This window comes from Streptomyces sp. NPDC098101 (assembly GCF_044760185.1).
In the GTDB taxonomy this organism is placed as follows: domain Bacteria; phylum Actinomycetota; class Actinomycetes; order Streptomycetales; family Streptomycetaceae; genus Streptomyces.
Genome location: NZ_JBIWAS010000003.1, coordinates 339,368 through 363,261, shown reverse-complemented (window position 1 = coordinate 363,261; position 23,894 = coordinate 339,368). Strand labels below are relative to the sequence as shown.

At 69.8% G+C, this 23,894-nt stretch carries 35 protein-coding genes; 6 read left to right on the top strand and 29 right to left on the bottom strand.

The features are described 5' to 3' along the window. Positions 1–99: 99 nt before the first annotated feature. From rplO to gdhA, 23 genes are all read right to left on the bottom strand, one after another. Complete coding sequence (gene rplO, locus ACIQVI_RS14685; RefSeq protein WP_030209011.1) at positions 100–555, bottom strand: 50S ribosomal protein L15; 456 nt, start codon at positions 553–555, stop codon at positions 100–102. A 1-nt stretch (position 556) separates the two neighbouring features. Then, positions 557–739, bottom strand: a complete 183-nt coding sequence (gene rpmD / locus ACIQVI_RS14680) for a 50S ribosomal protein L30 (protein WP_015035589.1) — start codon at positions 737–739, stop codon at positions 557–559. Next, positions 739–1,341 (bottom strand): 30S ribosomal protein S5, encoded by a 603-nt coding sequence (gene rpsE, locus ACIQVI_RS14675; protein WP_015035588.1) that lies wholly within the window; start codon positions 1,339–1,341, stop codon positions 739–741. Before rpsE ends, rpmD begins: the two co-directional genes overlap by 1 nt. 46 nt (positions 1,342–1,387) lie before the next feature. Beyond that, complete coding sequence (gene rplR / locus ACIQVI_RS14670; RefSeq protein WP_030209008.1) at positions 1,388–1,771, bottom strand: 50S ribosomal protein L18; 384 nt, start codon at positions 1,769–1,771, stop codon at positions 1,388–1,390. Positions 1,772–1,775: 4 nt separating this feature from the next. After that, positions 1,776–2,315 (bottom strand): 50S ribosomal protein L6, encoded by a 540-nt coding sequence (gene rplF, locus ACIQVI_RS14665; RefSeq protein WP_121830637.1) that lies wholly within the window; start codon positions 2,313–2,315, stop codon positions 1,776–1,778. A gap of 21 nt (positions 2,316–2,336) precedes the next feature. Continuing rightward, positions 2,337–2,735 (bottom strand): 30S ribosomal protein S8, encoded by a 399-nt coding sequence (gene rpsH, locus ACIQVI_RS14660; RefSeq protein ID WP_030209003.1) that lies wholly within the window; start codon positions 2,733–2,735, stop codon positions 2,337–2,339. 220 nt (positions 2,736–2,955) lie between these two features. Further along, positions 2,956–3,141 carry a type Z 30S ribosomal protein S14 gene (locus ACIQVI_RS14655; protein ID WP_003948630.1) on the bottom strand — a complete coding sequence of 62 codons (186 nt, stop codon included), beginning with the start codon at positions 3,139–3,141 and terminating at the stop codon, positions 2,956–2,958. 5 nt (positions 3,142–3,146) lie between these two features. Further along, positions 3,147–3,704, bottom strand: a complete 558-nt coding sequence (gene rplE / locus ACIQVI_RS14650; RefSeq protein WP_104860432.1) for a 50S ribosomal protein L5 — start codon at positions 3,702–3,704, stop codon at positions 3,147–3,149. Beyond that, positions 3,701–4,012 (bottom strand): 50S ribosomal protein L24, encoded by a 312-nt coding sequence (gene rplX / locus ACIQVI_RS14645; protein ID WP_030208998.1) that lies wholly within the window; start codon positions 4,010–4,012, stop codon positions 3,701–3,703. The genes rplE and rplX overlap by 4 nt, the downstream gene beginning before the upstream one ends. Positions 4,013–4,014: 2 nt before the next feature. Then, positions 4,015–4,383 carry a 50S ribosomal protein L14 gene (gene rplN, locus ACIQVI_RS14640; RefSeq protein WP_003956455.1) on the bottom strand — a complete coding sequence of 123 codons (369 nt, stop codon included), beginning with the start codon at positions 4,381–4,383 and terminating at the stop codon, positions 4,015–4,017. Positions 4,384–4,482: 99 nt separating this feature from the next. Then, positions 4,483–4,764 (bottom strand): 30S ribosomal protein S17, encoded by a 282-nt coding sequence (gene rpsQ / locus ACIQVI_RS14635; RefSeq protein ID WP_030208995.1) that lies wholly within the window; start codon positions 4,762–4,764, stop codon positions 4,483–4,485. Continuing rightward, a complete protein-coding gene (rpmC, locus tag ACIQVI_RS14630; RefSeq protein WP_017239580.1) occupies positions 4,764–4,988 on the bottom strand; it encodes a 50S ribosomal protein L29 in 225 nt (74 codons plus the stop codon). The genes rpsQ and rpmC overlap by 1 nt, the downstream gene beginning before the upstream one ends. Further along, complete coding sequence (gene rplP / locus ACIQVI_RS14625; RefSeq protein WP_015035580.1) at positions 4,988–5,407, bottom strand: 50S ribosomal protein L16; 420 nt, start codon at positions 5,405–5,407, stop codon at positions 4,988–4,990. Before rplP ends, rpmC begins: the two co-directional genes overlap by 1 nt. Positions 5,408–5,412: 5 nt before the next feature. Then, positions 5,413–6,261 carry a 30S ribosomal protein S3 gene (gene rpsC, locus ACIQVI_RS14620; protein WP_017239578.1) on the bottom strand — a complete coding sequence of 283 codons (849 nt, stop codon included), beginning with the start codon at positions 6,259–6,261 and terminating at the stop codon, positions 5,413–5,415. Further along, positions 6,261–6,608, bottom strand: a complete 348-nt coding sequence (gene rplV / locus ACIQVI_RS14615) for a 50S ribosomal protein L22 (protein WP_004571827.1) — start codon at positions 6,606–6,608, stop codon at positions 6,261–6,263. Before rplV ends, rpsC begins: the two co-directional genes overlap by 1 nt. A 42-nt stretch (positions 6,609–6,650) precedes the next feature. Beyond that, positions 6,651–6,932, bottom strand: coding sequence for a 30S ribosomal protein S19 (gene rpsS / locus ACIQVI_RS14610; RefSeq protein ID WP_015035577.1), 282 nt, complete (start codon positions 6,930–6,932; stop codon positions 6,651–6,653). A 12-nt stretch (positions 6,933–6,944) separates the two neighbouring features. After that, entirely contained in the window at positions 6,945–7,781 is an 837-nt protein-coding gene (gene rplB, locus ACIQVI_RS14605) for a 50S ribosomal protein L2 (protein ID WP_030208986.1), read from the bottom strand. 39 nt (positions 7,782–7,820) lie between these two features. Further along, on the bottom strand, positions 7,821–8,144 hold the full coding sequence (gene rplW, locus ACIQVI_RS14600; protein WP_030208983.1) for a 50S ribosomal protein L23: 324 nt from the start codon (positions 8,142–8,144) through the stop codon (positions 7,821–7,823). Then, a complete protein-coding gene (rplD, locus tag ACIQVI_RS14595) occupies positions 8,144–8,794 on the bottom strand; it encodes a 50S ribosomal protein L4 (RefSeq protein WP_062752778.1) in 651 nt (216 codons plus the stop codon). The genes rplW and rplD overlap by 1 nt, the downstream gene beginning before the upstream one ends. Positions 8,795–8,801: 7 nt before the next feature. Next, positions 8,802–9,446, bottom strand: a complete 645-nt coding sequence (gene rplC, locus ACIQVI_RS14590) for a 50S ribosomal protein L3 (protein WP_053646256.1) — start codon at positions 9,444–9,446, stop codon at positions 8,802–8,804. Positions 9,447–9,459: 13 nt separating this feature from the next. After that, complete coding sequence (gene rpsJ, locus ACIQVI_RS14585) at positions 9,460–9,768, bottom strand: 30S ribosomal protein S10 (protein WP_003948644.1); 309 nt, start codon at positions 9,766–9,768, stop codon at positions 9,460–9,462. Positions 9,769–10,179: 411 nt separating this feature from the next. Next, on the bottom strand, positions 10,180–10,956 hold the full coding sequence (locus tag ACIQVI_RS14580; RefSeq protein ID WP_403595339.1) for a sigma factor-like helix-turn-helix DNA-binding protein: 777 nt from the start codon (positions 10,954–10,956) through the stop codon (positions 10,180–10,182). Between the two features lie 37 nt (positions 10,957–10,993). After that, entirely contained in the window at positions 10,994–12,361 is a 1,368-nt protein-coding gene (gene gdhA / locus ACIQVI_RS14575; protein WP_403595336.1) for an NADP-specific glutamate dehydrogenase, read from the bottom strand. Between the two features lie 295 nt (positions 12,362–12,656). On the opposite strand from gdhA, the gene ACIQVI_RS14570 reads away from it, so the two are divergent. Continuing rightward, positions 12,657–14,645: a PIG-L family deacetylase gene (locus ACIQVI_RS14570; RefSeq protein ID WP_403595333.1), complete on the top strand. Its 1,989-nt coding sequence runs from the start codon at positions 12,657–12,659 to the stop codon at positions 14,643–14,645. Between the two features lie 88 nt (positions 14,646–14,733). Here ACIQVI_RS14570 and tuf read toward each other — a convergent pair whose 3' ends face one another. The 5 genes from tuf to ACIQVI_RS14545 form a co-directional block, all read right to left on the bottom strand. After that, positions 14,734–15,927, bottom strand: coding sequence for an elongation factor Tu (gene tuf / locus ACIQVI_RS14565; RefSeq protein ID WP_121833786.1), 1,194 nt, complete (start codon positions 15,925–15,927; stop codon positions 14,734–14,736). Positions 15,928–16,079: 152 nt separating this feature from the next. Further along, complete coding sequence (gene fusA / locus ACIQVI_RS14560; protein WP_053646178.1) at positions 16,080–18,206, bottom strand: elongation factor G; 2,127 nt, start codon at positions 18,204–18,206, stop codon at positions 16,080–16,082. Positions 18,207–18,245: 39 nt separating this feature from the next. Continuing rightward, on the bottom strand, positions 18,246–18,716 hold the full coding sequence (gene rpsG, locus ACIQVI_RS14555; protein WP_015035567.1) for a 30S ribosomal protein S7: 471 nt from the start codon (positions 18,714–18,716) through the stop codon (positions 18,246–18,248). Positions 18,717–18,718: 2 nt separating this feature from the next. Further along, positions 18,719–19,090, bottom strand: coding sequence for a 30S ribosomal protein S12 (gene rpsL / locus ACIQVI_RS14550; RefSeq protein ID WP_003948652.1), 372 nt, complete (start codon positions 19,088–19,090; stop codon positions 18,719–18,721). A gap of 302 nt (positions 19,091–19,392) precedes the next feature. Next, positions 19,393–19,842, bottom strand: coding sequence for a helix-turn-helix transcriptional regulator (locus ACIQVI_RS14545; RefSeq protein WP_351973889.1), 450 nt, complete (start codon positions 19,840–19,842; stop codon positions 19,393–19,395). 251 nt (positions 19,843–20,093) lie between these two features. On the opposite strand from ACIQVI_RS14545, the gene ACIQVI_RS14540 reads away from it, so the two are divergent. The 3 genes from ACIQVI_RS14540 to ACIQVI_RS14530 are packed head-to-tail and all read left to right on the top strand — an operon-like array spanning position 20,094 to position 21,398. Then, entirely contained in the window at positions 20,094–20,369 is a 276-nt protein-coding gene (locus tag ACIQVI_RS14540) for a WhiB family transcriptional regulator (protein WP_121833784.1), read from the top strand. Beyond that, complete coding sequence (locus ACIQVI_RS14535) at positions 20,362–21,192, top strand: hypothetical protein (RefSeq protein ID WP_403595327.1); 831 nt, start codon at positions 20,362–20,364, stop codon at positions 21,190–21,192. The genes ACIQVI_RS14540 and ACIQVI_RS14535 overlap by 8 nt, the downstream gene beginning before the upstream one ends. After that, positions 21,186–21,398, top strand: a complete 213-nt coding sequence (locus ACIQVI_RS14530; RefSeq protein ID WP_161374073.1) for a hypothetical protein — start codon at positions 21,186–21,188, stop codon at positions 21,396–21,398. The genes ACIQVI_RS14535 and ACIQVI_RS14530 overlap by 7 nt, the downstream gene beginning before the upstream one ends. Before the next feature lie 64 nt (positions 21,399–21,462). On the opposite strand, the gene ACIQVI_RS14525 is transcribed toward ACIQVI_RS14530, so the two are convergent. Further along, positions 21,463–22,287: a RimK family alpha-L-glutamate ligase gene (locus tag ACIQVI_RS14525; RefSeq protein WP_403595325.1), complete on the bottom strand. Its 825-nt coding sequence runs from the start codon at positions 22,285–22,287 to the stop codon at positions 21,463–21,465. A gap of 301 nt (positions 22,288–22,588) precedes the next feature. On the opposite strand from ACIQVI_RS14525, the gene ACIQVI_RS14520 reads away from it, so the two are divergent. Together ACIQVI_RS14520 and ACIQVI_RS14515 are read left to right on the top strand one after the other, a co-directional pair. After that, complete coding sequence (locus tag ACIQVI_RS14520; protein WP_121833726.1) at positions 22,589–22,999, top strand: hypothetical protein; 411 nt, start codon at positions 22,589–22,591, stop codon at positions 22,997–22,999. Between the two features lie 149 nt (positions 23,000–23,148). Continuing rightward, positions 23,149–23,763 carry a phage tail protein gene (locus ACIQVI_RS14515; protein ID WP_121833727.1) on the top strand — a complete coding sequence of 205 codons (615 nt, stop codon included), beginning with the start codon at positions 23,149–23,151 and terminating at the stop codon, positions 23,761–23,763. Positions 23,764–23,894 lie beyond the last annotated feature (131 nt).

The window sequence follows — 23,894 nt, the reverse complement described above, 5'->3', positions numbered from 1 at the left end:
CACCTTACCGGCGACCATGCCCCCCTAGGAACGACCAACCGGGGATGCCCCTTTTGAGAGGCATCCCCGGTCGGATGTTCAAGCCATCGAGCGGTCGTCTCAGACGAGCTCGGTGACGGTGCCGCCGGCGGCGGCGATCTTCTCCTTGGCGGAGCCGGAGACGGCGTCGACCGTCACCTGCAGCGCCACGGAGACCTCGCCCTGGCCCAGGACCTTGACGAGCTGGTTCTTGCGCACCGCGCCCTTGGCGACCAGATCGGCCACCGTGACCTCGCCACCCTGCGGGTAGAGCGCGGCCAGCTTGTCCAGGTTCACGACCTGGTACTCGGTGCGGAAGGGGTTCTTGAAGCCCTTCAGCTTCGGGAGGCGCATGTGGAGGGGCATCTGCCCGCCCTCGAAGCGCTCCGGAACCTGGTAGCGGGCCTTCGTGCCCTTCGTACCACGACCGGCCGTCTTACCCTTCGACGCCTCACCACGACCGACACGGGTCTTCGCGGTCTTGGCGCCGGGGGCGGGACGGAGGTTGTGGGCCTTCAGCGGGTTGTTCTCCGCCATGTCAGTCAACCTCCTCGACCGTCACGAGGTGGCGGACGGTGTGCACCATGCCGCGGAACTCGGGGCGGTCCTCCTTGACAACCACGTCGTTGACCTTCTTGAGGCCGAGCGAGCGCAGGGTGTCGCGGTGGTTCTGCTTGCTGCCGATGTACGACTTCGTCTGCGTGACCTTGAGGCGAGCCATTACGCACCCGCCCCGGCACGCGCACGGAGCAGAGCCGCGGGAGCGACGTCCTCGAGGGGCAGACCGCGGCGGGCCGCGATCTCCTCGGGACGCTGCAGGCCCTTGAGGGCCTCCACGGTCGCGTGCACGATGTTGATCGCGTTGTCGGAGCCGAGCGACTTCGACAGGATGTCGTGAACGCCGGCGCACTCGAGGACGGCGCGCACCGGGCCACCGGCGATCACACCGGTACCGGGGGAAGCCGGCTTGAGCAGGACGACGCCCGCGGCCTTCTCGCCCTGGATCGGGTGAGGGATGGTGCCCTGGATGCGGGGAACCTTGAAGAAGTTCTTCTTGGCTTCCTCGACGCCCTTGGCGATGGCCGCGGGAACTTCCTTGGCCTTGCCGTAACCGACACCTACGGTGCCGTCACCGTCGCCCACCACGACCAGCGCGGTGAAGCTGAAGCGACGACCACCCTTGACAACCTTGGCGACGCGGTTGATCGCGACGACGCGCTCAACGTACGCGGTCTTCTCGGCGGCAGCGCCACCGTCGCGGCCCTTCCGGTCCCGCCGCTCGCCGCCACCGGCACCGCTTCCGCGGCGCTGGGGTCCAGCCATTTGGATTACCTCTCTCTGTTACGTCCGTTGGTCCCGGAACCGGGGCTCAGAACTTCAGCCCGGCTTCGCGGGCGGCGTCAGCCAGAGCGGCAATGCGCCCGGCGTACCTGTTGCCACCACGGTCGAACACGACAGCCTCGACGCCGGCGGCCTTGGCGCGCTCGGCGACCAGGGAACCGACCTGCTTGGCCTTCGCGGACTTGTCGCCCTCGCCACCGCGGATCGACGCGTCCAGGGTCGACGCCGACGCAAGGGTGTGACCCTTGAGGTCGTCGATGACCTGAGCGGTGATGCCGCGGTTCGAACGCGTCACGACGAGGCGCGGACGCTCCGCCGTACCCGACACGTTCTTGCGGATGCGGATGTGGCGGCGCTTCTTGGCGGCGCCCTTGTAGGCGTCGCCCTTGGCGATCTTCACACCGTATGCCATGGCTTTACTTACCAGCCTTTCCGACCTTGCGGCGGATGACCTCGCCCGCGTACTTGACGCCCTTGGCCTTGTACGGGTCGGGCTTGCGCAGCTTGCGGATGTTGGCGGCGACCTCGCCGACCTTCTGCTTGTCGATGCCCTCGACCGAGAACTTGGTCGGCGACTCGACCTTGAACGAGATGCCCTCGGGCGCCTCGACCAGGATCGGGTGGCTGTAACCGAGCTGGAACTCCAGGTTGGAGCCCTTCGCGGCGACGCGGTAACCGACACCGCTGATCTCGAGCGCCTTGACGTAACCCTGGGTCACACCGGTGATCATGTTGGCCACCAGCGTGCGGGACAGGCCGTGGAGGGCCTTGTTCTGACGCTCGTCGTTCGGACGGTTGACGTTGAGCACGCCATCCTCGCCCTTAACGATCTCGATCGGCGCGGCGACGGTGTGGCTCAGGGTGCCCTTGGAACCCTTCACCGTGACCGTGCGGCCCTCGATGGTGACGTCCACGCCGGCGGGAACCTGGATAGGCAGCTTGCCAATACGCGACATTAGCTATTCCTCCGTTCCCGACTACCAGACGTAGGCGAGGACTTCCCCACCTACGCCCTTCTTGCCTGCCTGCTGGCCGGTCAGGAGACCGTGGGACGTGGAGATGATCGCCACGCCCAGGCCGCCGAGGACCTTCGGCAGGTTGGTGGACTTCGCGTAAACCCGGAGGCCGGGCTTCGAGATCCGCTTGATGCCCGCGATGGAGCGCTCACGGTTCGGACCGAACTTGAGCTCGAGGACGAGGTTCTTGCCGACCTCGGCGTCCTCGACCTTCCAGCCCGTGATGAAGCCCTCCTGCTGGAGGATTTCCGCGATGTGAGACTTGATCTTGCTGTGCGGCATCGTCACGGTGTCGTGGTATGCCGAGTTCGCGTTACGCAGACGAGTCAGCATGTCCGCGATCGGATCAGTCATGGTCATGAATTGGCCTTCGGCCTCTCTCGCCGGGGTTTCCAGTGCGCCATCCCTCTCCCCACACAGGGGCGGGACGGGTGCGGCGCGGGGACCTACGGCGTAGTAAGTCGTACGGGCGACGGACGCCCAACCCCACCAGCCTACGGCATGTGAGGGTGGGCCTCCGTCGACCCAATGCTTACCGAGAGACTCCGGGAATCCTCAACGTCCTAGGGACGGAAGGGGATTACCAGGAGCTCTTGGTCACGCCCGGCAGCTCGCCACGGTGAGCCATCTCACGGAGGCACACGCGGCACAGGCCGAACTTGCGGTACACGGAGTGGGGACGACCACAGCGCTGGCAGCGCGTGTAGCCGCGCACGCCGAACTTGGGCTTGCGGGCAGCCTTCGCGATGAGAGCCTTCTTCGCCATCTCGCTTACGCCTCCTTGAACGGGAAGCCGAGGTGACGCAGAAGGGCACGGCCCTCGTCGTCGTTGGTCGCCGTGGTCACCACGGTGATGTCCATACCCCGGACACGGTCGATCTTGTCCTGGTCGATCTCGTGGAACATGACCTGCTCCGTGAGACCGAAGGTGTAGTTGCCACGGCCGTCGAACTGCTTGGGGGACAGGCCGCGGAAGTCGCGGATGCGCGGGAGCGCGAGCGACAGGGTGCGGTCCAGGAACTCCCACATGCGGTCGCCACGGAGCGTGACGTGGGCGCCGATCGGCTGGCCCTCGCGGAGCTTGAACTGCGCGATGGACTTGCGGGCCTTCGTGACGGCCGGCTTCTGACCGGTGATCGTCGTGAGGTCGCGGATCGCGCCGTCGATCAGCTTCGAGTCACGGGCGGCGTCGCCGACACCCATGTTGACCACGATCTTCACGAGGCCGGGGATCTGCATGACGTTCTCGTAGGAGAACTCCTCACGCAGCTTGCCCGCGATCTCCTCGCGGTACTTCGTCTTGAGACGCGGAGTGGTGGTAGCCATCAGATGTCCTCACCCGTCCGCTTGGCAACGCGGATCTTGTTGCCCTCGTCGTCGAAGCGGTAACCGACACGCGTGACGACCTTCTTGCCGTCCTTCTCCACGACGAGCTGAACGTTGCTCACGTGGATCGGGGCCTCGGTCGTCACGATGCCGCCGGCCTGCGAGGGACCGGCCTTGGTGTGCTTCTTGACCCGGTTGACACCCTCGACGAGGACGCGGTTCTCGCGGGGGAAGGCCGTGACGACCTTGCCCTGCTTGCCCTTGTCCTTACCGGTGATGACCTGGACCAGGTCGCCCTTCTTGATCTTCATGCTTACAGCACCTCCGGCGCGAGCGAGATGATCTTCATGAACTTCTTCTCGCGCAGCTCACGGCCGACCGGGCCGAAGATACGGGTGCCACGAGGGTCGCCGTCGTTCTTGAGAATGACGGCGGCGTTCTCGTCGAAGCGGATGTACGAGCCGTCCTGGCGGCGGCGCTCCTTGACGGTGCGAACGATGACCGCCTTGACGACGTCACCCTTCTTCACGTTGCCACCGGGGATCGCGTCCTTGACGGTGGCGACGATGACGTCACCGATGCCCGCGTAGCGGCGACCCGAGCCACCGAGAACACGGATGCAAAGGATCTCCTTGGCACCAGTGTTGTCGGCGACACGCAGTCGCGACTCCTGCTGGATCACGTCTATCTCCTGATTGTCTGCCGGTTCCCGGCCGGGGCCTCACGAGGAAGCCCCGGCCGAGCCTGGCGGAACTGAACCTGAAGGAAACCCTTCAGGTGATTACTTGGCCTTCTCGAGGATCTCGACGACGCGCCAGTGCTTCGTGGCGGACAGCTTCCGGGTCTCCATCAGGAGGACGCGGTCGCCGATGCCGGCAGCGTTCTGCTCGTCGTGAGCCTTGAGCTTGTTCGTACGGCGGATGACCTTGCCGTACAGCGCGTGCTTGACGCGGTCCTCGACAGCGACGACGACGGTCTTGTCCATCTTGTCGCTGACGACGAGGCCCTCGCGGACCTTACGAGCGTTGCGCTCGGTCTTTTCAGTCACGTTGCTCTCGCTCATCAGGCGTTCTCCACCGTCTCGATGCCCAGCTCGCGCTCACGCATCAGGGTGTAGATCCGGGCGATGTCCTTACGGACGGACTTGAGCCGACCGTGGTTCTCGAGCTGACCCGTCGCCGCCTGGAAGCGGAGGTTGAACAGCTCTTCCTTGGCCTCGCGGAGCTTGTTGAGAAGCTCCTCGTTGCCCAGCTCGCGCAGCTCGGACGCCTTGGTACCGGCCGACATCACAGCTCACCTGCTTCGCGCTTCACGATCTTGCACTTCATCGGCAGCTTGTGGGCCGCACGGGTCAGGGCCTCGCGCGCGATCTTCTCGTTCGGGTAGGACAGTTCGAACATCACCCGACCCGGCTTGACGTTCGCGATCCACCACTCCGGAGAACCCTTACCGGAACCCATGCGGGTCTCGGCGGGCTTCTTCGTCAGCGGGCGGTCCGGGTAGATGTTGATCCAGACCTTGCCGCCACGCTTGATGTGGCGGGTCATCGCGATACGGGCCGCCTCGATCTGGCGGTTGGTCACGTACGCCGGCGTGAGGGCCTGGATGCCGTACTCGCCGAACGCGACCTGCGTACCACCCTTGCTCATGCCCGAGCGCTTGGGGTGGTGCTGCTTGCGGTGCTTGACCCTACGGGGGATCAGCATGTCGGTCAGGCCTCCGTTCCGGTGCTCTCAGCCGGAGCGGCAGCGGCGGCGGGAGCGTCGGCCTTGGGGGCCTCCGCAGCCGGCGCGGACTGCTGCTGCGGCTTGCGGCCGCGGCCGCCACGCTCGCCACCACGGCCACCACGGCCGGCCGGGCGGTCGCCGGCGCCGGCGCCACGGGCCGGGCGGTTGCCCGCACGCGCCGCGGCGTTCTCGGCGCGGACCTCGGCGATGTTCTTGACGTCGCCCTTGTAGATCCAGACCTTCACGCCGATGCGGCCGAAGGTCGTCTTGGCCTCGAAGAAGCCGTAGTCGACGTTCGCGCGGAGCGTGTGCAGGGGCACGCGGCCCTCGCGGTAGAACTCCGAGCGGGACATCTCGGCGCCGCCGAGACGACCGCCGCACTGGATCTTGATGCCCTTGGCGCCGGCCTTCATGGTGCCCTGCATGCTCTTGCGCATGGCACGGCGGAAGGAGACGCGGGAGGAGAGCTGCTCGGCGACGGCCTGGGCGACCAGCTGGGCGTCCATCTCGGGGTTCTTGACCTCGAGGATGTTCAGCTGGACCTGCTTGCCCGTGAGCTTCTCGAGGTCGCCGCGGATGCGGTCGGCCTCGGCGCCGCGGCGGCCGATGACGATGCCGGGACGCGCGGTGTGGATGTCCACACGCACACGGTCACGGGTGCGCTCGATCTCCACCTTCGAGATGCCGGCGCGCTCCATGCCGGACGTCATCATCCGGCGGATGGCGACGTCTTCCTTGACGTAGTCCTTGTACAGCTTGTCGGCGTACCAGCGGGACTTGAAGTCCGTGGTGATGCCGAGCCGGAACCCATGCGGGTTAACCTTCTGGCCCATTACCGGGTTCCTTCCTTGCTGCTGACGACCACGGTGATGTGGCTGGTCCGCTTACGGATCCGGTAGGCACGGCCCTGAGCACGCGGACGGAACCGCTTCAGGGTCGGGCCCTCATCCACGTACGCCTCGCTGATGACCAGCGAAGAGGCGTCAGTGTGGTCGTAGTTGTGCGCGGCGTTGGCGATGGCGCTGTCCAGCACCTTGCCAACCGGCACGCTCGCGGCCTGCGGGGCGAAACGCAGGACCGCCTGAGCCTCCGTGGCGTCCATGCCACGGATAAGGTCCACCACGCGGCGGGCCTTCATGGGCGTGACGCGGATGTACCGCGCCTGGGCCCTGGCTTCCATGGTTGTCCTTCCAGTGTCTGTCATGGTCATTCCACCCCGCTACTAGCGGCGCTTCGACTTCCGGTCGTCCTTCACGTGACCCCGGAAGGTGCGCGTCGGCGAGAACTCGCCGAGCTTGTGGCCGACCATCGACTCGGTGACAAACACCGGAATGTGGGTCTTGCCGTTGTGCACCGCGATCGTGTGGCCGAGCATGGCCGGGATGATCATCGAGCGACGGGACCAGGTCTTGATGACGTTCTTGGTACCGGCTTCGTTCTGGGCGTCCACCTTCTTGACGAGGTGGCCGTCGACGAAGGGTCCCTTCTTGAGACTGCGCGGCATCTAAACCCGCTCCTAGCGCTTCTTGTTCGTCTTGCGGCGGCGGACGATGTACTTGTTCGAAGCCTTCTTCGGCGAACGAGTACGACCCTCCTTCTGACCCCACGGGGAGACCGGGTGGCGACCACCGGAGGTCTTGCCCTCACCACCACCGTGCGGGTGGTCGACCGGGTTCATCGCCACACCGCGGACGGTCGGGCGAACACCCAGCCAGCGCTTACGGCCGGCCTTGCCCCAGTTGATGTTCGACTGCTCGGCGTTGCCGACCTCGCCGATGGTGGCGCGGCAGCGGGCGTCGACCAGACGGATCTCGCCGGAGGGCATACGAAGGTGGGCCATCGTGCCCTCCTTCGCCAGCAGCTGCACGGAGGCACCGGCCGAGCGCGCGAACTTGGCGCCGCCACCGGGACGGAGCTCGATCGCGTGGATCGTGGTACCGACCGGGATGTTGCGGAGCGCCAGGTTGTTGCCGGGCTTGATGTCCGCGCCGGGGCCGTTCTCGACGCGGTCGCCCTGCGTCAGGCCCTTGGGGGCGATGATGTAGCGCTTCTCGCCGTCCACGTAGTGGAGCAGCGCGATGCGCGCGGTGCGGTTGGGGTCGTACTCGATGTGAGCGACCTTGGCCGGCACGCCGTCCTTGTCGTGACGACGGAAGTCGATCACGCGGTAGGCGCGCTTGTGGCCACCGCCCTGGTGACGGACGGTCACACGACCGGTGTTGTTACGGCCGCCCTTGCTGTGCAGGGGGCGGACCAGCGACTTCTCCGGCGTGGACCGCGTGATCTCGACGAAGTCGGCTACGGAGGAGCCACGACGGCCCGGCGTAGTCGGCTTGTACTTGCGGATACCCATTTCTCAGTCCTCGTCCGATATCGGACGACTCGACCGCCGTCAGGCGGTCGGGCCGCCGAAGATGTCGATTCGGTTGCCCTCAGCAAGGGTCACGATGGCGCGCTTGGTGTTGGCGCGCTTGCCGAAACCGGTGCGGGTGCGCTTGCGCTTGCCCTGGCGGTTGATCGTGTTGACCCCGGTGACCTTGACCGAGAAGACCGCCTCGACGGCCTGCTTGATCTGGGTCTTGTTGGAGCCGGGCGCGACGATGAACGTGTACTTGTTCTCGTCGAGCAGGGCGTAGCTCTTCTCCGAGACGACCGGCTTGACGAGGATGTCACGCGGGTCCGAGAAGGTCTTGCTGGTGACGACGGCCTCGCTCATCAGGCGTCGCTCCCTTCGGTCTCAGCGGTCTGGGGGCCAGACACGAAGGACTCGAGGGCGGCCTTGGTGAAGACCACGTCGTCGGAGACGATCACGTCGTACGTGTTGAGCTGGCCCGGCTCCAGGATGTGCACCTGGGGCAGGTTACGAGCGGACAGCCACGCGGCCTCGTCGGAGCGCTCGGCGACCAGGAGCAGGTTCTTGCGCTCCGAGATCTTGCCGAACAGCGTCTTGGCGGCCTTGGTGGAGACCTCACCCTCGACCACGCCGGTGACGACGTGGATGCGGGAGTGCGTGGCCCGGTCCGAGAGGGCACCGCGGAGGGCGGCGGCCTTCATCTTCTTCGGGGTCCGCTGCGAGTAGTCACGCGGCTGCGGGCCGTGGACGACGCCACCACCGGCGAACTGCGGGGCGCGGGTCGAACCCTGACGGGCGCGGCCGGTGCCCTTCTGGCGGTAAGGCTTCTTGCCACCACCGCGGACTTCGCCACGGGTCTTGGTCTTGTGCGTGCCCTGACGGGCCGCGGCCAGCTGCGCGACGACGACCTGGTGGATCAGCGGGACGCTGACCTTGGCGCCGAAGATCTCCGCGGGGAGCTCGACGGTCCCGGCCTTGTCGCCTGCCGGCGAAAGGATGTCAATGGTGCTCATCGGTTCCTCAAACCCCCTTGGCCGCGGTGCGGACCAGGACGAGGCCACCGTTGGGGCCGGGGACGGCGCCCTTGATGAGCAGCAGACCCTTCTCGGCGTCAACGGCGTGGACGGTCAGGTTCTGGGTGGTCACACGCTCGTTGCCCATGCGACCAGCCATCTTCATGCCCTTGAAGACACGGCCCGGGGTGGCGCAGCCACCGATGGAACCGGGCTTGCGGTGCACGCGGTGGGCACCGTGCGAAGCCTTGCCACCACGGAAGTTGTGGCGCTTCATGACACCGGCGAAGCCCTTGCCCTTGCTCTTCGCGGTGACGTCGACCTTCACGCCGGCCTCGAAGACCTCGGCGGTGATCTCCTGGCCGAGCGTGTACTCGGAGGCGTCAGCGGTGCGGAGCTCCACCAGGTGGCGGCGCGGGGTGACGTCGGCCTTGGCGAAGTGACCCTTGAGGGGCTTGTTCACCTTGCGCGGGTCGATCTCGCCGAAGGCGATCTGGACCGACTCGTAGCCGTCGTTGTCGTTCGTGCGGACCTGGGTCACGACATTCGGACCGGCCTTGACGACGGTGACCGGGACGACCCGGTTGTTCTCGTCCCAGACCTGCGTCATGCCGAGCTTCTCGCCCAGGATGCCCTTGATGTTCTTAGCCATCTCGCGCGTCACCTCAGAGCTTGATCTCGATGTCGACGCCCGCCGGCAGGTCGAGGCGCATGAGCGAGTCAACCGTCTTCGGCGTGGGGTCGAGGATGTCGATGAGGCGCTTGTGCGTGCGCATCTCGAAGTGCTCGCGCGAGTCCTTGTACTTGTGCGGCGACTTGATGACGCAGTACACGTTCTTCTCAGTGGGCAGCGGCACCGGGCCCGCGACCGACGCACCAGTGCGGGTCACCGTCTCGACGATCTTCTTCGCCGAGGAGTCGATGACCTCGTGGTCGTAGGCCTTGAGCCGGATGCGGATCTTCTGTCCCGCCATGGCTACTAGTAGTCCTTTGTCTCGTAACGCTCTGGACCCGGGGGTTCTCATGACTCCACCTCCGACCCACGCGGTCGGGCGTGTCGCGCTCCCTCTACGCAGAAGTCCCTGAGGACTTCCCAACCAAGGGGGCGCGGCGCCGAAGAACCGCGAGCCGGGGGCAGAACACCCGCCGAGTGCCTGGCCGGTACCCCGCTGACGCTTCCCAGAAGATTCCCGTACGTCCGCTCCTGACGAGGAGCGACGAGTACTGTGGGACTCGCTTCCGGTCCTCCCGACGGGAGGCGCGCAGCATCGGCACTCAACCGAGCAACCCCGACAGTCTGCCATACGGGGCCATCCGGCCGCCAATCGGGATCGAAGACTGTACCCCACGTCACGTAGGTCCATGCGCGGGCGCACGCGCCGGGGTCACCGCCGGGGGCGCTCCCCTTCGCGCGGCGCCGGGGCCGGCCGCTCCGCCGTCCCGCCGTCCGGTGCGAGCCGGTCCAGCAGCCGGGTGAGCCGGGCCGCCTCGGCCGCGTACCCCCGGTCGTGGACGAGGCGGAGCACGTGCCGCACCTCGGCGAGGCGGGCCGCGCGCTCCTCCCCCTCGGGCAGGGCCCGCGACCAGCCCCCCTCCACGATCGTCGCCTTGGCCCTGGCCACGTACCGCTCCAGGGTCTCCTCGGGCAGGTCGAAGAAGGCGGCGACCCGCGCGGCGGGGAGACCGCCGACGGCGCGCAGGACGAGCGCGGTCCGGGCGGACCGCGGCAGGTCGGGGTGGCAGCAGAGCAGGAGGAGCGAGAGCGTCCCCTTCCACGCGCCCTTCGGGGCGTCGTGGGCGAAGCGCCTCAGGAAGTCGCGGTTCGGGACGGCGAGGGCCGCCTCCTCGCCGCGCACGCGCGCCTCCGCCTCGCGCGCCCGGACGAGCATCAGGTTGATGGCGGCGGTGATCAGCCAACTCGGCTCGTAGTCGGGGGCGCCCTTCACCGGCCACTCCCGGAGGGCCTCCGCGAAGACCTCCTGGAGGGCCGACTCGCCCTCGCGGAAGCCGAAGGAGCCGAACCGCCGCACGAGCGAGGAGAGCAGCTCCGGCGCGTACGCGTACAACAGCTCCTCGACCTCCTCCGGCCCGACCGGGCGCCGGTCGGAGGAGGCGTCCTCCCCCGCCCGGTCGCCGCCGTCCGTCCCGGCCCCGATCGTCACGGTTCTCCTCCCCGTCCCCCGTCCGCGTGCGTACGGCTCAGATGACGCCCTGCGCCAGCATCGCCTCGGCGACCCGCTCGAAGCCCGCGATGTTGGCCCCGGTGACGTAGTCGCCCGGAGCACCGTACCGCTCGGCCGTCTCGTGGCAGGCGGTGTGGATCGAGGTCATGATCCCGGCGAGCTCCGCCTCCACCTTCTGCGCGCTCCAGGAGGTGCGGGAGTGGTTCTGGGCCATCTCCAGGGCGCTGACGGCGACGCCGCCCGCGTTGGCCGCCTTGCCCGGGCCGAAGGCGACGCCGGCCCGCTGGAAGAGGTGGACCGCCTCCGCCGTGGTGGGCATGTTGGCGCCCTCGGCGACGGCCTTGACGCCGTTGCGGACGAGGGTCGCCGCGTCGTCCTCGTCGAGTTCGTTCTGCGTCGCGGACGGCAGGGCGACGTCGGCGGGGACCTCCCAGACCCGGCCGCCGGGCACGAAGCGCGCGGAGGCGCCCCGGCGCTCGGCGTAGTCGGCGACGCGGCCGCGCTCGACCTCCTTGATCCGCTTCAGCAGGTCGAGGTCGATGCCCTTGTCGTCGTACACGTACCCGCTGGAGTCGGAGCAGGTGAGCGGGTTGGCACCGAGGGCGAGCAGCTTCTCGATCGTATACAGCGCCACGTTGCCGGAGCCGGAGACGACGGCCGTCTGGCCCTCCAGGTCCTCGCCGCGCTCGCGGAGCATCGCCGCCGCGAAGAGCACGCTGCCGTAGCCGGTGGCCTCCGGGCGGATCGCGGAGCCGCCCCAGCCGGTGCCCTTGCCGGTGAGGACGCCGGCCTCCCAGCGGTTGGTGATCCGCCGGTACTGGCCGAAGAGGTAGCCGATCTCCCGGCCGCCGACGCCGATGTCACCGGCCGGCACGTCGGTGTGCTCGCCGAGGTGCCGGTACAGCTCGGTCATGAACGACTGGCAGAACCGCATGACTTCGGCGTCGCTGCGGCCGCGCGGGTCGAAGTCGCTGCCGCCCTTGCCGCCGCCGATGCCGAGTCCGGTCAGGGCGTTCTTGAAGATCTGCTCGAAGCCGAGGAACTTGACGATGCCCAGGTTGACGGAGGGGTGGAAGCGCAGGCCGCCCTTGTACGGGCCGAGCGCGCTGTTGAACTCGACGCGGAAGCCCCGGTTGACGTGCGTCCGGCCCCGGTCGTCCTGCCACGGCACCCGGAAGATGATCTGCCGCTCGGGCTCGACGAGCCGCTCCAGGAGGCCGGGCTCGGCGAACTCGGGCCGGGCCGCGAGCACCGGGGCGAGGCTGTCGAGCACCTCGTGGACGGCCTGGTGGAACTCGGGCTGCGCCGGATTGCGGTGCTCGATCTCGGCGCGGAGGGCGTCGAGGGTGGAGCGGGCGGTCTGCGGGTCGGGTCGGTTCGGCACGTGGAACCCCCTTCTGGCACGGCTGGACGCCGGCGGAGAACCGGGTGGGAGCGCTCGGCGCCGTTGCCGCGCGCGGGGAGGGATGGACGGCCGCTCCGGGACTCCGTCGTCCCCGCCGCCGTGCCCACTGTTACATCCATGTGAATGCAAGCACCAGTAAGCGGCTGCCGGGGTCCGCCATCCGAGACGGCCGCGGGCCCCGCCGCGCCCGCCCCCGCACGACCTCCCCGTCCGCGCACAACCCCTTCGCACAGATTTTCGTCTTCCAGGAGACCGCCGAGCGAAGGGCCCCGCAGTGCCGCACACCCGACCCCGCCGCCGGACGGTGCTCACCGCCGCCCTCGCCGCCACCGCGGCCGCCGCCGGGTGCTCCGTACCGGAACCGCGCCGGAGCGCGCCGACCGCCGACCCCGCGCCGGGGAAGCCGATCGCGTCGGCCCGGGCCCGCCGGGCGCTCCTGATGCAGTTCGCCGCGCACCCGGACGACGACCTGTACTTCATGAACCCGGACTCGCAGCGGCTGCTCGACGCGGGCGTCCCGCTCGTCTCCGTGTACGTGACGGCCGGCGAGCACACCGGACGGAACCGGATCGCGGGGATGCCCGAGACGCCCCCGGACCGGGCGGCCTACTCCGCCGCCCGCCACCAGGGCCTGCGCCAGTCGTACGCGGTGGCGCTCGGCCTGCCGGTGTTCACGCCCTGGAAGCGCGGGACGCTGGCGCTCCCCGGCGGCCGGCGGGCCGAGGTCGACACGCTGGCGCACGGGGGGCGCCGGGTCGAGCTGGTCTTCCTCAATCTGCCGATGCACACCCCCCGCCGGTACACGGCCCTGCCCGCCCTCTGGGAGGACCGCGCCCTGGAGCTGCGCACCCACCTGTCGGCCGGCTCCCCCGTGACCCGGGCGGACACCTACGACTACGACGGCCTGGTCGGCGTCCTCGCCGGGCTGCTCGCCCGCTACCGGCCCACGGTGGTGCACACCCTGGACCCGGACCCGGACGTCCAGCACAGCGACGAGGCCACCCGGCGGCGGGACTCCGAGCAGCCCGGCCACTCGGACCACGGGGACCACACGGCGGTCGCCTGCTTCACCTGGGCCGCGCTGTGCCGCCGGGTCTCGGACGCGGTCCGGGACGGCGAGCCGATACCGGCGTTCACCACGGCGGCCTTCCGCGGCTACTACAACCGGCACTGGCCCAAGAACCTCCCGCCGGAGGTCCTGAAGGAGAAGGCCGCCCGGCTCGTCCCGTACGGCGGCGACCCCTCCTGGCAGTGCGGGAACCCCTCGGGCTGCGGCGACTACGGCGTCGGCGGCGACCGCCCGCTGACCAACCGCAAGGGCTGGGTCCGCTCCACCCACCACCGCTGGCCCGGCGCCCGCCCGGCCCTCGCCGAGGAGCCGGACGGCCGGCTCGCCGCCTACGGGGTGCTGGGCCTGCGCGCGGTCCGCTGGCGCGAGTCGGCGCCCGGCGGCCCCTGGGGCGAGCCGGAGGACCTCGGCGGCGGCCCGCTCGCCCCCGCGCTCGGCTCGGCGGTCCTCCCCGACGGGCGGGTGCTGCTCCTCGGGGTGCGGTTCGCCGCGCTCGACGGGCACGGCGGCGCCAACCGGCGCGAGGTCGCCCTCCTCGAACAGCGGTCCCCCGGCGGCCCGTTCCTCGCCTGGCGGGGCCTGGGGAACCCCGAGCGGGGGGACGACCGGGGGCGCCGAATCGGCTCCCCGGTGGCGGTCGCGGCCCCCGACGGCCGGGTCCACCTCTTCGTACGGAACGCGGACAAGCGCCTCTCGGCCCGGATCCGGGCCGCGGACGGCTCCTGGGGCCCCTGGCGGACGCTCCCCGGGGACGCCGAGGTCCAGGACGGCCCGGCCGTCTCGGTGGACGCGGCGGGCCGCGTCCACGTGTACGCGGCGGGCCGGGAGTCCGTACGGCACTGGGTGGACGGGCGGGAGCGGGCGGAGCGGCTGCCGCTCTCCGGGTCCGCCCTGGCGAGCGCGGACGGTGTGCTGTTCCACCGGCCCCCGGCGGACGCCCGGCTGCTCGGCCCGGCCGGCGACGCCGGTCTCGACGGGTACGGGGAGGTGTCCGCCGCGCACTCGGCGGCGCTCGGCACGGTCCTGCTCGGCACGGACCCGCGCGGCCGGACGGTGGTGCGGGCCGGGGGCCGGACCCGGGTCCGTACGGCGGAGGGCGGCTCGGCGGCCCCGGCCGCGCTGCACCTGGGGGCGCGGGGCGCGACCGTGGTCGGGCTGGGCGCGGACGGCCACCCCTGGAGCTGGCGCCCGTAGGGGAAACGCGAGAGGGCCCCGCACCGTACGGTGCGGGGCCCTCCCCTACTGCTCAGCGGCTCCTGCGAGCCACCGGGTCAGGTCGAGATCACTTGGTGATCTTGGTGACCTGGCCGGCGCCGACGGTCCGGCCACCCTCACGGATGGCGAACTTGAGGCCCTCCTCCATGGCGATGGGCTGGATCAGCTCAACGGTCATGGCGGTGTTGTCGCCCGGCATGACCATCTCGGTGCCCTCGGGGAGGGTCACGACGCCGGTCACGTCCGTGGTACGGAAGTAGAACTGCGGGCGGTAGTTGTTGAAGAACGGGGTGTGACGGCCACCCTCGTCCTTCGACAGGATGTAGGCCTGGGCCTCGAAGTCGGTGTGCGGCGTGACCGAACCCGGCTTGATGATGACCTGGCCGCGCTCGACGTCCTCGCGCTTGATGCCACGGAGGAGCAGACCGACGTTCTCACCGGCCTGGCCCTCGTCGAGCAGCTTGCGGAACATCTCGATGCCGGTGACCGTGGTGGTGGTCTTCTCGGTCTTGATGCCGATGATGTCGACGGTCTCGTTGACCTTGAGGATGCCGCGCTCGATACGACCGGTGACGACGGTGCCACGACCGGTGATCGTGAAGACGTCCTCGATCGGCATCAGGAACGGCTTGTCGACGTCGCGCTCGGGCTGCGGGATGGACTCGTCCACCGCGTGCATGAGGCCGAGGAGCTTCTCGCCCCACTCCTTGTCGCCCTCGAGCGCCTTGAGCGCCGAGACGCGGACGACCGGCAGGTCGTCGCCCGGGAACTCGTACTCGGAGAGGAGCTCACGCACCTCGAGCTCGACGAGCTCCAGGATCTCCTCGTCGTCCACCATGTCGGCCTTGTTCAGGGCGACGACGATGTACGGAACGCCGACCTGGCGGGCCAGGAGCACGTGCTCCTTGGTCTGCGGCATCGGGCCGTCGGTGGCGGCGACCACGAGGATGGCGCCGTCCATCTGCGCCGCACCCGTGATCATGTTCTTGATGTAGTCCGCGTGACCGGGGCAGTCGACGTGGGCGTAGTGACGCGACTCGGTCTGGTACTCGACGTGCGCGATCGAGATGGTGATACCGCGCTGGCGCTCCTCGGGAGCCTTGTCGATCTGGTCGAAGGCCGAGGCCTCGTTCAGGTCCGGGTACGCGTCGTGCAGCACCTTGGTAATGGCGGCCGTGAGGGTCGTCTTACCGTGGTCGATGTGACCGATGGTGCCGATGTTGACGTGCGGCTTAGTCCGCTCGAACTTCGCCTTCGCCACTGGGGTCCTCCTGGAGTGGTTCTGAACGCCTTGCTTCATCGGCGCCAGGTGATCTTTGCTGGGATGCCAGTAAACCGGGGCCCGATTCCTCGGGTTGCGGGGGGCCGGGCCCCGGTGACTGGTGTCAAGCCTAAAGCGTGGACTCGGAAGAGTTACTCGCCCTTGGCCTTCGCGATGATCTCCTCGGCGACGTTCCGCGGAACCTCGGCGTAGGAGTCGAACTGCATCGAGTAGCTTGCGCGACCCGAGGTCTTGCTGCGGAGGTCTCCGACGTAGCCGAACATCTCCGAAAGGGGCACGAGGCCCTTCACGACGCGAGCGCCGCTGCGCTCCTCCATGGCCTGGATCTGGCCACGGCGGGAGTTGATGTCACCGATGACCTCGCCCATGTAGTCCTCGGGCGTGGTGACCTCGACGGACATCATGGGCTCGAGGATGACCGGCGAAGCCTTCCGCGCGGCCTCCTTGAAGGCCTGCGAACCGGCGATCTTGAACGCGAGCTCGGAGGAGTCGACCTCGTGGTAGCCACCGTCGAGAAGGATGACGCGGACGCCGGTCATCTCGTAGCCGGCCAGGATGCCGAACTGCATGGCCTCCTGCGCACCCGCGTCGACCGAAGGGATGTACTCCTTCGGGATGCGGCCACCGGTGACCTTGTTCACGAACTCGTACGAGGCGTCGCCGCCCTCGATGGGCTCGATCGCGATCTGCACCTTGGCGAACTGACCGGTACCACCGGTCTGCTTCTTGTGGGTGTAGTCCACGCGCTCGACGGTCTTGCGGATCGTCTCGCGGTACGCGACCTGCGGCTTGCCGACGTTCGCCTCGACCTTGAACTCGCGACGCATACGGTCGACGAGGATGTCGAGGTGGAGCTCGCCCATGCCACCGATGATGGTCTGGCCGGTCTCCTCGTCCGAGTGGACCTGGAAGGAGGGGTCCTCCTCCGCGAGACGCTGGATGGCGACACCCAGCTTCTCCTGGTCACCCTTGGACTTGGGCTCGATGGCGACCTGGATGACCGGCGCCGGGAAGTCCATGGACTCCAGGATGACCGGGTTCTTGTCGTCGCACAGCGTCTCACCGGTGGTGGTCTGCTTGAGGCCCATGACGGCGACGATGTCGCCGGCGCCCACCGAGTCGATCTCCTCACGCTTGTTCGCGTGCATACGGTAGATCTTGCCGATGCGCTCCTTCTTGCCCTTGACGGAGTTCAGCACCGCGGTGCCGGCCTCCAGGCGACCGGAGTAGATCCGGACGAAGGTGAGCTTGCCGAGGTGCGGGTCGCTCGCGATCTTGAACGCGAGGGCCGACAGCGGCTCGTCGTCGGACGGCTTGCGCCGGACGACGACCTCGGGGTCCTTGACGTCCTGGCCCTCGATGGCCTCGACGTCCAGGGGCGAGGGCAGGTAGCGGACGACCGCGTCGAGCAGGGGCTGGACGCCCTTGTTCTTGAACGCGGTGCCACAGAACACGGGGGTGACCGTGGTCTCGCCGCCCTTGCCGGAAGCGATGGTGATGCGACGGACAGCCGCGTACAGCTGCTCCTCGGTGGGCTCGACGCCCTCGAGGAAGAGCTCCATGAGCTCCTCGTCGTTCTCCGCGACGGTCTCGACCAGCTTGCCGCGGTACTCCTCGGCGAGCTCGGTGAGGTTGGCCGGGATGTCGACGACGTCGTACATCTCGCCCTTGCTGGCCTCGGCGGACCAGACGAGCGCCTTCATGCGGACCAGGTCGACGACGCCCTCGAAGTCGGCCTCGGCACCGATCGGCAGCTGCATGACGATCGGGGTGGCGCCGAGGCGGCCCACGATCATGTCGACGCAGCGCAGGAAGTCGGCACCGGTGCGGTCGAGCTTGTTGACGAAGCAGATGCGCGGAACGCCGTAGCGGTCCGCCTGGCGCCAGACGGTCTCGGACTGGGGCTCGACGCCGGCCACGCCGTCGAACACGGTGACAGCACCGTCGAGCACGCGCAGCGAACGCTCCACCTCGACGGTGAAGTCGACGTGGCCCGGCGTGTCGATGATGTTGATCGTGTGATCGACATTCTCGAGCGGCCAGTGGCAGGTCGTCGCGGCGGACGTGATCGTGATGCCGCGCTCCTGCTCCTGCTCCATCCAGTCCATCGTGGCAGCGCCGTCGTGGACTTCACCGATCTTGTACGAGACACCGGTGTAGAACAGGATCCGCTCGGTGGTGGTCGTCTTGCCCGCGTCGATGTGCGCCATGATGCCGATGTTGCGCACCTTGGCAAGGTCAAGCGAAGTGGTAGCCATATCGGCTCAGTCTTCTCTCGGTCTCGATGTGGGTTGCGACTACCAGCGGTAGTGCGCGAAGGCCTTGTTGGACTCGGCCATCTTGTGCGTGTCCTCACGCTTCTTGACGGCAGCACCGAGGCCGTTCGAGGCGTCGAGGAGCTCGTTCATGAGGCGCTCGGTCATGGTCTTCTCGCGACGGGCGCGGGAGTAACCGACGAGCCAGCGGAGGGCGAGCGTGGACGCGCGGCCCGGCTTGACCTCGATCGGCACCTGGTAGGTGGCGCCACCGACACGGCGGGACTTGACCTCGAGGGCCGGCTTGACGTTCTCCAGCGCGCGCTTCAGCGTGATGACCGGGTCCTGGCCGGTCTTCTCGCGAAGACCCTCCATGGCGCCGTACACGATGCGCTCGGCGGTGGAACGCTTGCCGTCCAGCAGGATCTTGTTGATCAGCGAGGTGACAAGAGGAGAGCTGTAGACCGGGTCGATGATGACCGGGCGCTTCGGGGCGGGGCCCTTACGAGGCATTCTTACTTCTCCTTCTTGGCGCCGTAGCGGCTGCGAGCCTGCTTACGGTTCTTGACGCCCTGCGTGTCGAGGGAACCGCGGATGATCTTGTAGCGAACACCCGGCAGGTCCTTCACACGGCCACCGCGCACGAGCACGATGGAGTGCTCCTGCAGGTTGTGACCCTCACCCGGGATGTAGGCCGTGACCTCGATGCCGGAGGTCAGACGCACACGCGCGACCTTACGGAGGGCCGAGTTCGGCTTCTTCGGGGTGGTCGTGAACACACGCGTGCAGACGCCGCGACGCTGAGGGGAACCCTCGAGTGCGGGCGTCTTGTTCTTCTCGACCTTGTCCTGCCGGCCCTTGCGGACCAGCTGCTGGATCGTAGGCACTACTTCTCCGGTTTCTGTGTGCCGTCGGTACAACTAACCTGGAACATTCACCGACCCACGCGGTCGGGTGTGTCGAATCCCGCGGACCTCCGCCGGAAGCGGAAGGAACGGCACGGATCGCGGTGGCCGATATATGACTCGCCTTGCGGTGGAAGACACGCACGCGAGCCCAGGCACACCCCAGGCACAAGGTCTGAGCGTACCTATCGCACGGACTCCGGTCAAAACAAATGCCAGGCGGGGAGGGCCCGGCCGGAGTCGGCCGGGCCCTCCCCCCGGCGGGCCGGTCGGGCGGGCGCCGCTCAGTCCCGCGCGGTGCGGCGCGGTTCGGCCGCGCCGCCGGTGCCCCGGGCCTCCTCGTCCGGCTCCAGGAACTGGTTGACGACCTTGACGAAGACGCCCATGCGCTCGTCGGGCACCCCGAGCCAGCGGGCGAAGTCCTCCAGGGAAGGCTGCCAGTCGGCGGCGGGGAGGAGGTCCGCCGCCATCGGAAGCTCTTCGGGGGTCACGCGGCCGGACCGGATCAGCATGTCGCGGACGGAGACCCCGAGCAGCGGGGCGATCCTCCGCATGGTCTCCAGGTCCGGCATACTCTGCCGCTGCAGCAGCCGGGTCACGGCCGCGCGGTGCACGCCCGCCTCGTCGGCGATCCGGGACTTCCCGCCGCCGCGCGGGCTGTCGATGTCGTAACCGCGCTGTCTCATCAGGCCTTCGACCCAGCCTGCGAACGCGTCGAGCCCTTGGGTGCTCATGTGTACCACTCCTCACTCCCCACCCTCCGGGTCCCACACCTTAGCGTGCTTGCGCGCACGGAATTACCTGGTTTCGGGTGCGCAATCGTGTCGGAACGGTGAAGAAGAACGACAGGGAGCGGTTCGAACGTAGTTGCGCGCCCGCACGCAACGTGTCACTCTGGCTCGCCGCCGCACCTGTCGGCCCCAGAGCCCCATGAGCCCCACCGGTCCCATGGCGCCCCGGCGGCCCCCGACCGTGGAGAACCCCCTTGTTCCAGTCCGAACCCTCCCCCTGGCAGGCCTCCGCCGCGTGCGCCGGCCTCTCCCCGTCCGTCGTCTTCGCCCGCCGCGCCCAGGAGGCGGCCCCGGCCCTGCGGGCCTGCGCCGACTGTCCCGTGCGCCCCGAGTGCGAGGCGGCGGTCGCCCCGGCCGAGAGCTACTTCGACGGCGTCTGCGCGGGCCGCCTCTGGCGCAACGGGCGCCCGGCGGACGCGCGGCGCGTGGCGAAGGCGGTCGCGCGCACGGGCGGTGGCCGCCGTGGCTGACCGCACCGCGTCCGGCGCCGGGGCGGCGGGCGGCGGCCGCGCCGCCGGGTCCGTGCGGCGGGACATCGCGCTCTGGACCGCCTCCCTGGTACGGCAGTTCCCGGAGCTCTCCGAGGAGCTCGCGCCCGGCCGCCGCTCCCCCGCCGGCGCCGCGCCCGCCGTCCCGCCGCCGGGCCGCGACGAGCTGGTCCGCCAGGAGCGGCGCGAGGCGCTGCTCCTGGAGCAGCGGCACGGGCTCGCCGTGCCCGGCCACGGCGCCGCCCCGATCCGCCTGCACGTCTCCGACGCCATCCGGGACATCACCGACGGCGTGGTGGAGCTGGAGGAGGCGGTCCGGGCCCGGCTCGGCCTGGCGCGGCCGCCCCGGGCCGGGGTGATCGAACGGCTCCGGCGGATCGCCGCCCTCCTCGACCCGATCGCCGCGCACCCCGACCTGGCCCGGCACGTCCGGGACGAGATCCGCCGGATGGCCCGGCGCTGCGCCCGGACGCTGGGCGACACGGAGACGGTCGTACGGGTGTCGGGCCGCTGCCCCTGGTGCGACTCGGTGTCGCTGCGGGCGTTCCCGGACCGGCGCGCGGTGCTGTGCGTCAACCCGGCCTGCGTGTGCGTGGATCCGGTGTGCGGCTGCCGGGACGATCCGGCCTACCGGCACCTGTGGCCGGAGGAGCGGTGGCCGGAGCTGACGGAGGCGTCGGGGACGCGTACGGAGGAGATCGAGGCGGCGATGGACGACGGGTCCGGGGCGGCCGGCGCGGCCGGTGCTGCCGGTGCTGCCGCCTCCGCCGACGGAACCGGGACGACCGAGGAGAACCCGTGCTGAGTACGCCCGCGCTGTCCGCGCTGCCCGCCCTGATCCCCGGCGCGCTCGCCGCCGAGGAGGCGGGGGTGGCCCCCGCGACCATCCGCAAGTGGGTCCAGCTCGGTCACCTGCGGGCCGCCGGGCGGGCGGGCCGGGCCCAGCTCTTCCGCCTGGAGGACGTCTTCGCGGCGGAACGGGCGGCCCGCCGCCGCCCGCGCACCGCCTGATCCGTCGCCCTCCCCCGCGAACGTACGAAGCGCCCCGCGTCCCCTCCGGACGCGGGGCGCTTCGTCATGCCGCCAGGAAGGCGCGCAGGGAGCGGACCAGGGCCTCGGCGAAGCGCTCGCGGACCGCTTCGGGGACGCGGTCGAGGGAGAGGTAGGGGTTGAGGTCCTCCAGCTCGACGAGGAGCAGCCCGCCGTCGGTGGCGCGGCAGGCGTCGACGCGCTGGATGCCGTGGTCGAGGGTGTTCCAGTCGACGAAGCGGCGCGCGAAGGCGAGGTCGTCGGCGGTCGGCTCGTACGGCTCCAGGACCCAGCGGCGCTCGGGGTCGGGGGCGTACAGGGCGTACTGGAAGAGGTCGTCGACGAAGTAGAAGGAGACCTCGTACCGGAAGTCGACGCGCGGCTGGACGAGGACCTCGCCGTACGCGAGGCCGGCGAGCTCCTCGTACGGCAGGAAGCGCAGCCCTATGGAGTCGGCCCCGGTCCTGGGCTTGACCGCGTACGACGCGGCTTCGGGCAGGCGGTCCAGGTCCTCGGGCCGGTCGACGGTGGGGATGACGGGGTGTCCGGCGGCGGTGAGGTCGAGCAGGTACCGCTTGCCCGCCATGTCGCCGCGGCCGTGCAGGGGGTTGTAGACGCGGGTGCCGAGGGCGCGCGCCCGCTCGCGGAAGGCCTCGTACTCCTTCCGGTAGCCGAGCACCGGGCCGCTGTTGCGGACGACGACGGCGTCGAAGGCGTCCATGAGGGCGGCGGCGTCGAGCGGGTGGCAGAGCGCCAGGTCGAAGTCCTCCCGCAGCCGGGCGGTGAGACGGACGTCCTCGTCGCCGTACCGCCGGCCGCGTGCGGGATAGGCGAGGTCGGTGACGTAGAGCAGACGGGAACGATCGGACACGCGACGGCTCCTGGGTCGGGGCGCTGGGTGGGGCCGGGGGGCGGGGCCCGGGCCCGGGGGCTCCGGGGCGGGTGGGCGTCAACCTATCGGCGGGGTGTGCGGGGGTCTGCGGGGGAACCCTCGCGAACTAGTTGCGCGCGCGCACGCTCTCTGTCACAGTTGGTGCAGCGGCGGAGCTGCGCCCGGACGACGGGTGGCGGCTTCGCCGTTCGTCGTCCGGGTGCGGCTCCGCGGCCCGCCCCCTCCCGTGGGAGCCCCCGGACGGCGCCCGTCCCGTACCCCTCCCCGAGGAGAACCCGTCATGACCACTCCCCCGAGCGCTTTCCCGGACGTCGAGAAACTGGTCGTCGACGTCCTCAAGGCCGATCCCGCCCTGGCCGGCGCGACCATCGCGGTCCACGCGCCGGCCGGCTTCGACGGCACCCAGAGCGCGGTCCTGGTGAACCGCCGCGGCGGCGCCTGGATCGGCGACCTGCACGTCGACATGCCGCTGATCGAGTTCGAGGTGTACGGGCCGACCAAGAACGCGGCCCACGTCCTCGCCAACGCGGCCCGCCGCGCCCTGCTCGCCACCCTCGGCAAGCAGCTCGGCGCCGGCAACGTCGTCCACGACGTCGAGGAGCAGGACGGGCCGCGCTGGCTGCCCGACTACCTCTACCGGGGCGCCAACCGCTACCTCTGCGTCATCCGCCTCTCCCTGAGCGTCTTCTAGCCGCTCGCCGGGCGTCCGCCGAGCCGCCAACGGCTCCCTCCGGGACCGCCCGCCCCACAGACCAGGCCCCGCCGTCCGGCGGGGCCTTTGCCGTACCCGGGCCCATGTCCGGGGCGGCGCCCCACCCCCTTCACAAGGAGAAATCCACCATGGCAGGAAACAACTCGGCCGAGATCCGCGTCGCCGGCACCGGCAAGCTCTACGTGGCCGCCGCCGGCGCCAGCGCCCCCGCCACCTTCGGCGCCGACGCCGCCGCCGACTGGACCGGCGCGGGCTGGAAGGACCTCGGCTTCACGACCGGCGACGGCGTGACCTTCGCCAAGAAGGACAAGCTGGAGCCGATCGACGCCTGGCAGTCGGTCTCCCCGGTGCACTTCATCTACTCCAGCCGCGACCTCTCGCTGAAGTTCTCCATGCTCCAGTTCAACGAGCTGACGCTGCCGTTCTTCATGGGCGGCGGCAAGGTCGAGGCCGAGCCGGCCGCGTCCACGGACACCTACAAGTACGAGATCGCCGAGCGTCCGTACGCGGACGTGCGCGCCCTCGGCCTGGAGTTCACCGACGTCAAGGCCGGCGGCACCACCGCGGTCACGTACCGCTTCATCATCCCGCGCGGCCAGGTCACCGCCTCCGACGACATCAAGCTGGCCCGCAAGGCCGCGTCCCAGCTGGGCGTGACCTTCACGGCCATGTCGCAGGGTGACGGCAAGCCGCTGGCGACCTTCCTCATGAAGGACAACCAGTACGGCGCCGACGCGGTCTGATCCCCCTCCGGGGGGGGGGGGGGGGGCCCCCCCCCCCCGCCCCCCCCCCCCCCCCCCCCCCCCCCCCCCCCCCCACCCCCCCCCCCCCCCCCCCCCCCCCCCCGGGCCCCCCCCCCCCGCCCCCCCCCGGG

Bases quoted from the DNA above. Each gene is read 5' to 3' on its own strand.
- rplO (WP_030209011.1), bottom strand. From the start codon at position 555: ATGGCGGAGAACAACCCGCTGAAGGCCCACAACCTCCGTCCCGCCCCC.
- rpmD (WP_015035589.1), bottom strand. From the start codon at position 739: ATGGCTCGCCTCAAGGTCACGCAGACGAAGTCGTACATCGGCAGCAAG.
- rpsE (WP_015035588.1), bottom strand. From the start codon at position 1,341: ATGGCTGGACCCCAGCGCCGCGGAAGCGGTGCCGGTGGCGGCGAGCGG.
- rplR (WP_030209008.1), bottom strand. From the start codon at position 1,771: ATGGCATACGGTGTGAAGATCGCCAAGGGCGACGCCTACAAGGGCGCC.
- rplF (WP_121830637.1), bottom strand. From the start codon at position 2,315: ATGTCGCGTATTGGCAAGCTGCCTATCCAGGTTCCCGCCGGCGTGGAC.
- rpsH (WP_030209003.1), bottom strand. From the start codon at position 2,735: ATGACCATGACTGATCCGATCGCGGACATGCTGACTCGTCTGCGTAAC.
- ACIQVI_RS14655 (WP_003948630.1), bottom strand. From the start codon at position 3,141: ATGGCGAAGAAGGCTCTCATCGCGAAGGCTGCCCGCAAGCCCAAGTTC.
- rplX (WP_030208998.1), bottom strand. From the start codon at position 4,012: ATGAAGATCAAGAAGGGCGACCTGGTCCAGGTCATCACCGGTAAGGAC.
- rpsQ (WP_030208995.1), bottom strand. From the start codon at position 4,764: ATGAGCGAGAGCAACGTGACTGAAAAGACCGAGCGCAACGCTCGTAAG.
- rpmC (WP_017239580.1), bottom strand. From the start codon at position 4,988: ATGTCGGCCGGTACCAAGGCGTCCGAGCTGCGCGAGCTGGGCAACGAG.
- rplP (WP_015035580.1), bottom strand. From the start codon at position 5,407: ATGCTGATCCCCCGTAGGGTCAAGCACCGCAAGCAGCACCACCCCAAG.
- rpsC (WP_017239578.1), bottom strand. From the start codon at position 6,261: ATGGGCCAGAAGGTTAACCCGCATGGGTTCCGGCTCGGCATCACCACG.
- rplV (WP_004571827.1), bottom strand. From the start codon at position 6,608: ATGGAAGCCAGGGCCCAGGCGCGGTACATCCGCGTCACGCCCATGAAG.
- rpsS (WP_015035577.1), bottom strand. From the start codon at position 6,932: ATGCCGCGCAGTCTCAAGAAGGGACCCTTCGTCGACGGCCACCTCGTC.
- rplB (WP_030208986.1), bottom strand. From the start codon at position 7,781: ATGGGTATCCGCAAGTACAAGCCGACTACGCCGGGCCGTCGTGGCTCC.
- rplW (WP_030208983.1), bottom strand. From the start codon at position 8,144: ATGAGCGAGGCCGTCGTCACCAGCAAGACCTTCTCGGACCCGCGTGAC.
- rplD (WP_062752778.1), bottom strand. From the start codon at position 8,794: ATGAGCACCATTGACATCCTTTCGCCGGCAGGCGACAAGGCCGGGACC.
- rplC (WP_053646256.1), bottom strand. From the start codon at position 9,446: ATGGCTAAGAACATCAAGGGCATCCTGGGCGAGAAGCTCGGCATGACG.
- rpsJ (WP_003948644.1), bottom strand. From the start codon at position 9,768: ATGGCGGGACAGAAGATCCGCATCCGGCTCAAGGCCTACGACCACGAG.
- fusA (WP_053646178.1), bottom strand. From the start codon at position 18,206: ATGGCTACCACTTCGCTTGACCTTGCCAAGGTGCGCAACATCGGCATC.
- rpsG (WP_015035567.1), bottom strand. From the start codon at position 18,716: ATGCCTCGTAAGGGCCCCGCCCCGAAGCGCCCGGTCATCATCGACCCG.
- ACIQVI_RS14545 (WP_351973889.1), bottom strand. From the start codon at position 19,842: ATGAGCACCCAAGGGCTCGACGCGTTCGCAGGCTGGGTCGAAGGCCTG.
- ACIQVI_RS14520 (WP_121833726.1), top strand. From the start codon at position 22,589: ATGACCACTCCCCCGAGCGCTTTCCCGGACGTCGAGAAACTGGTCGTC.
- ACIQVI_RS14515 (WP_121833727.1), top strand. From the start codon at position 23,149: ATGGCAGGAAACAACTCGGCCGAGATCCGCGTCGCCGGCACCGGCAAG.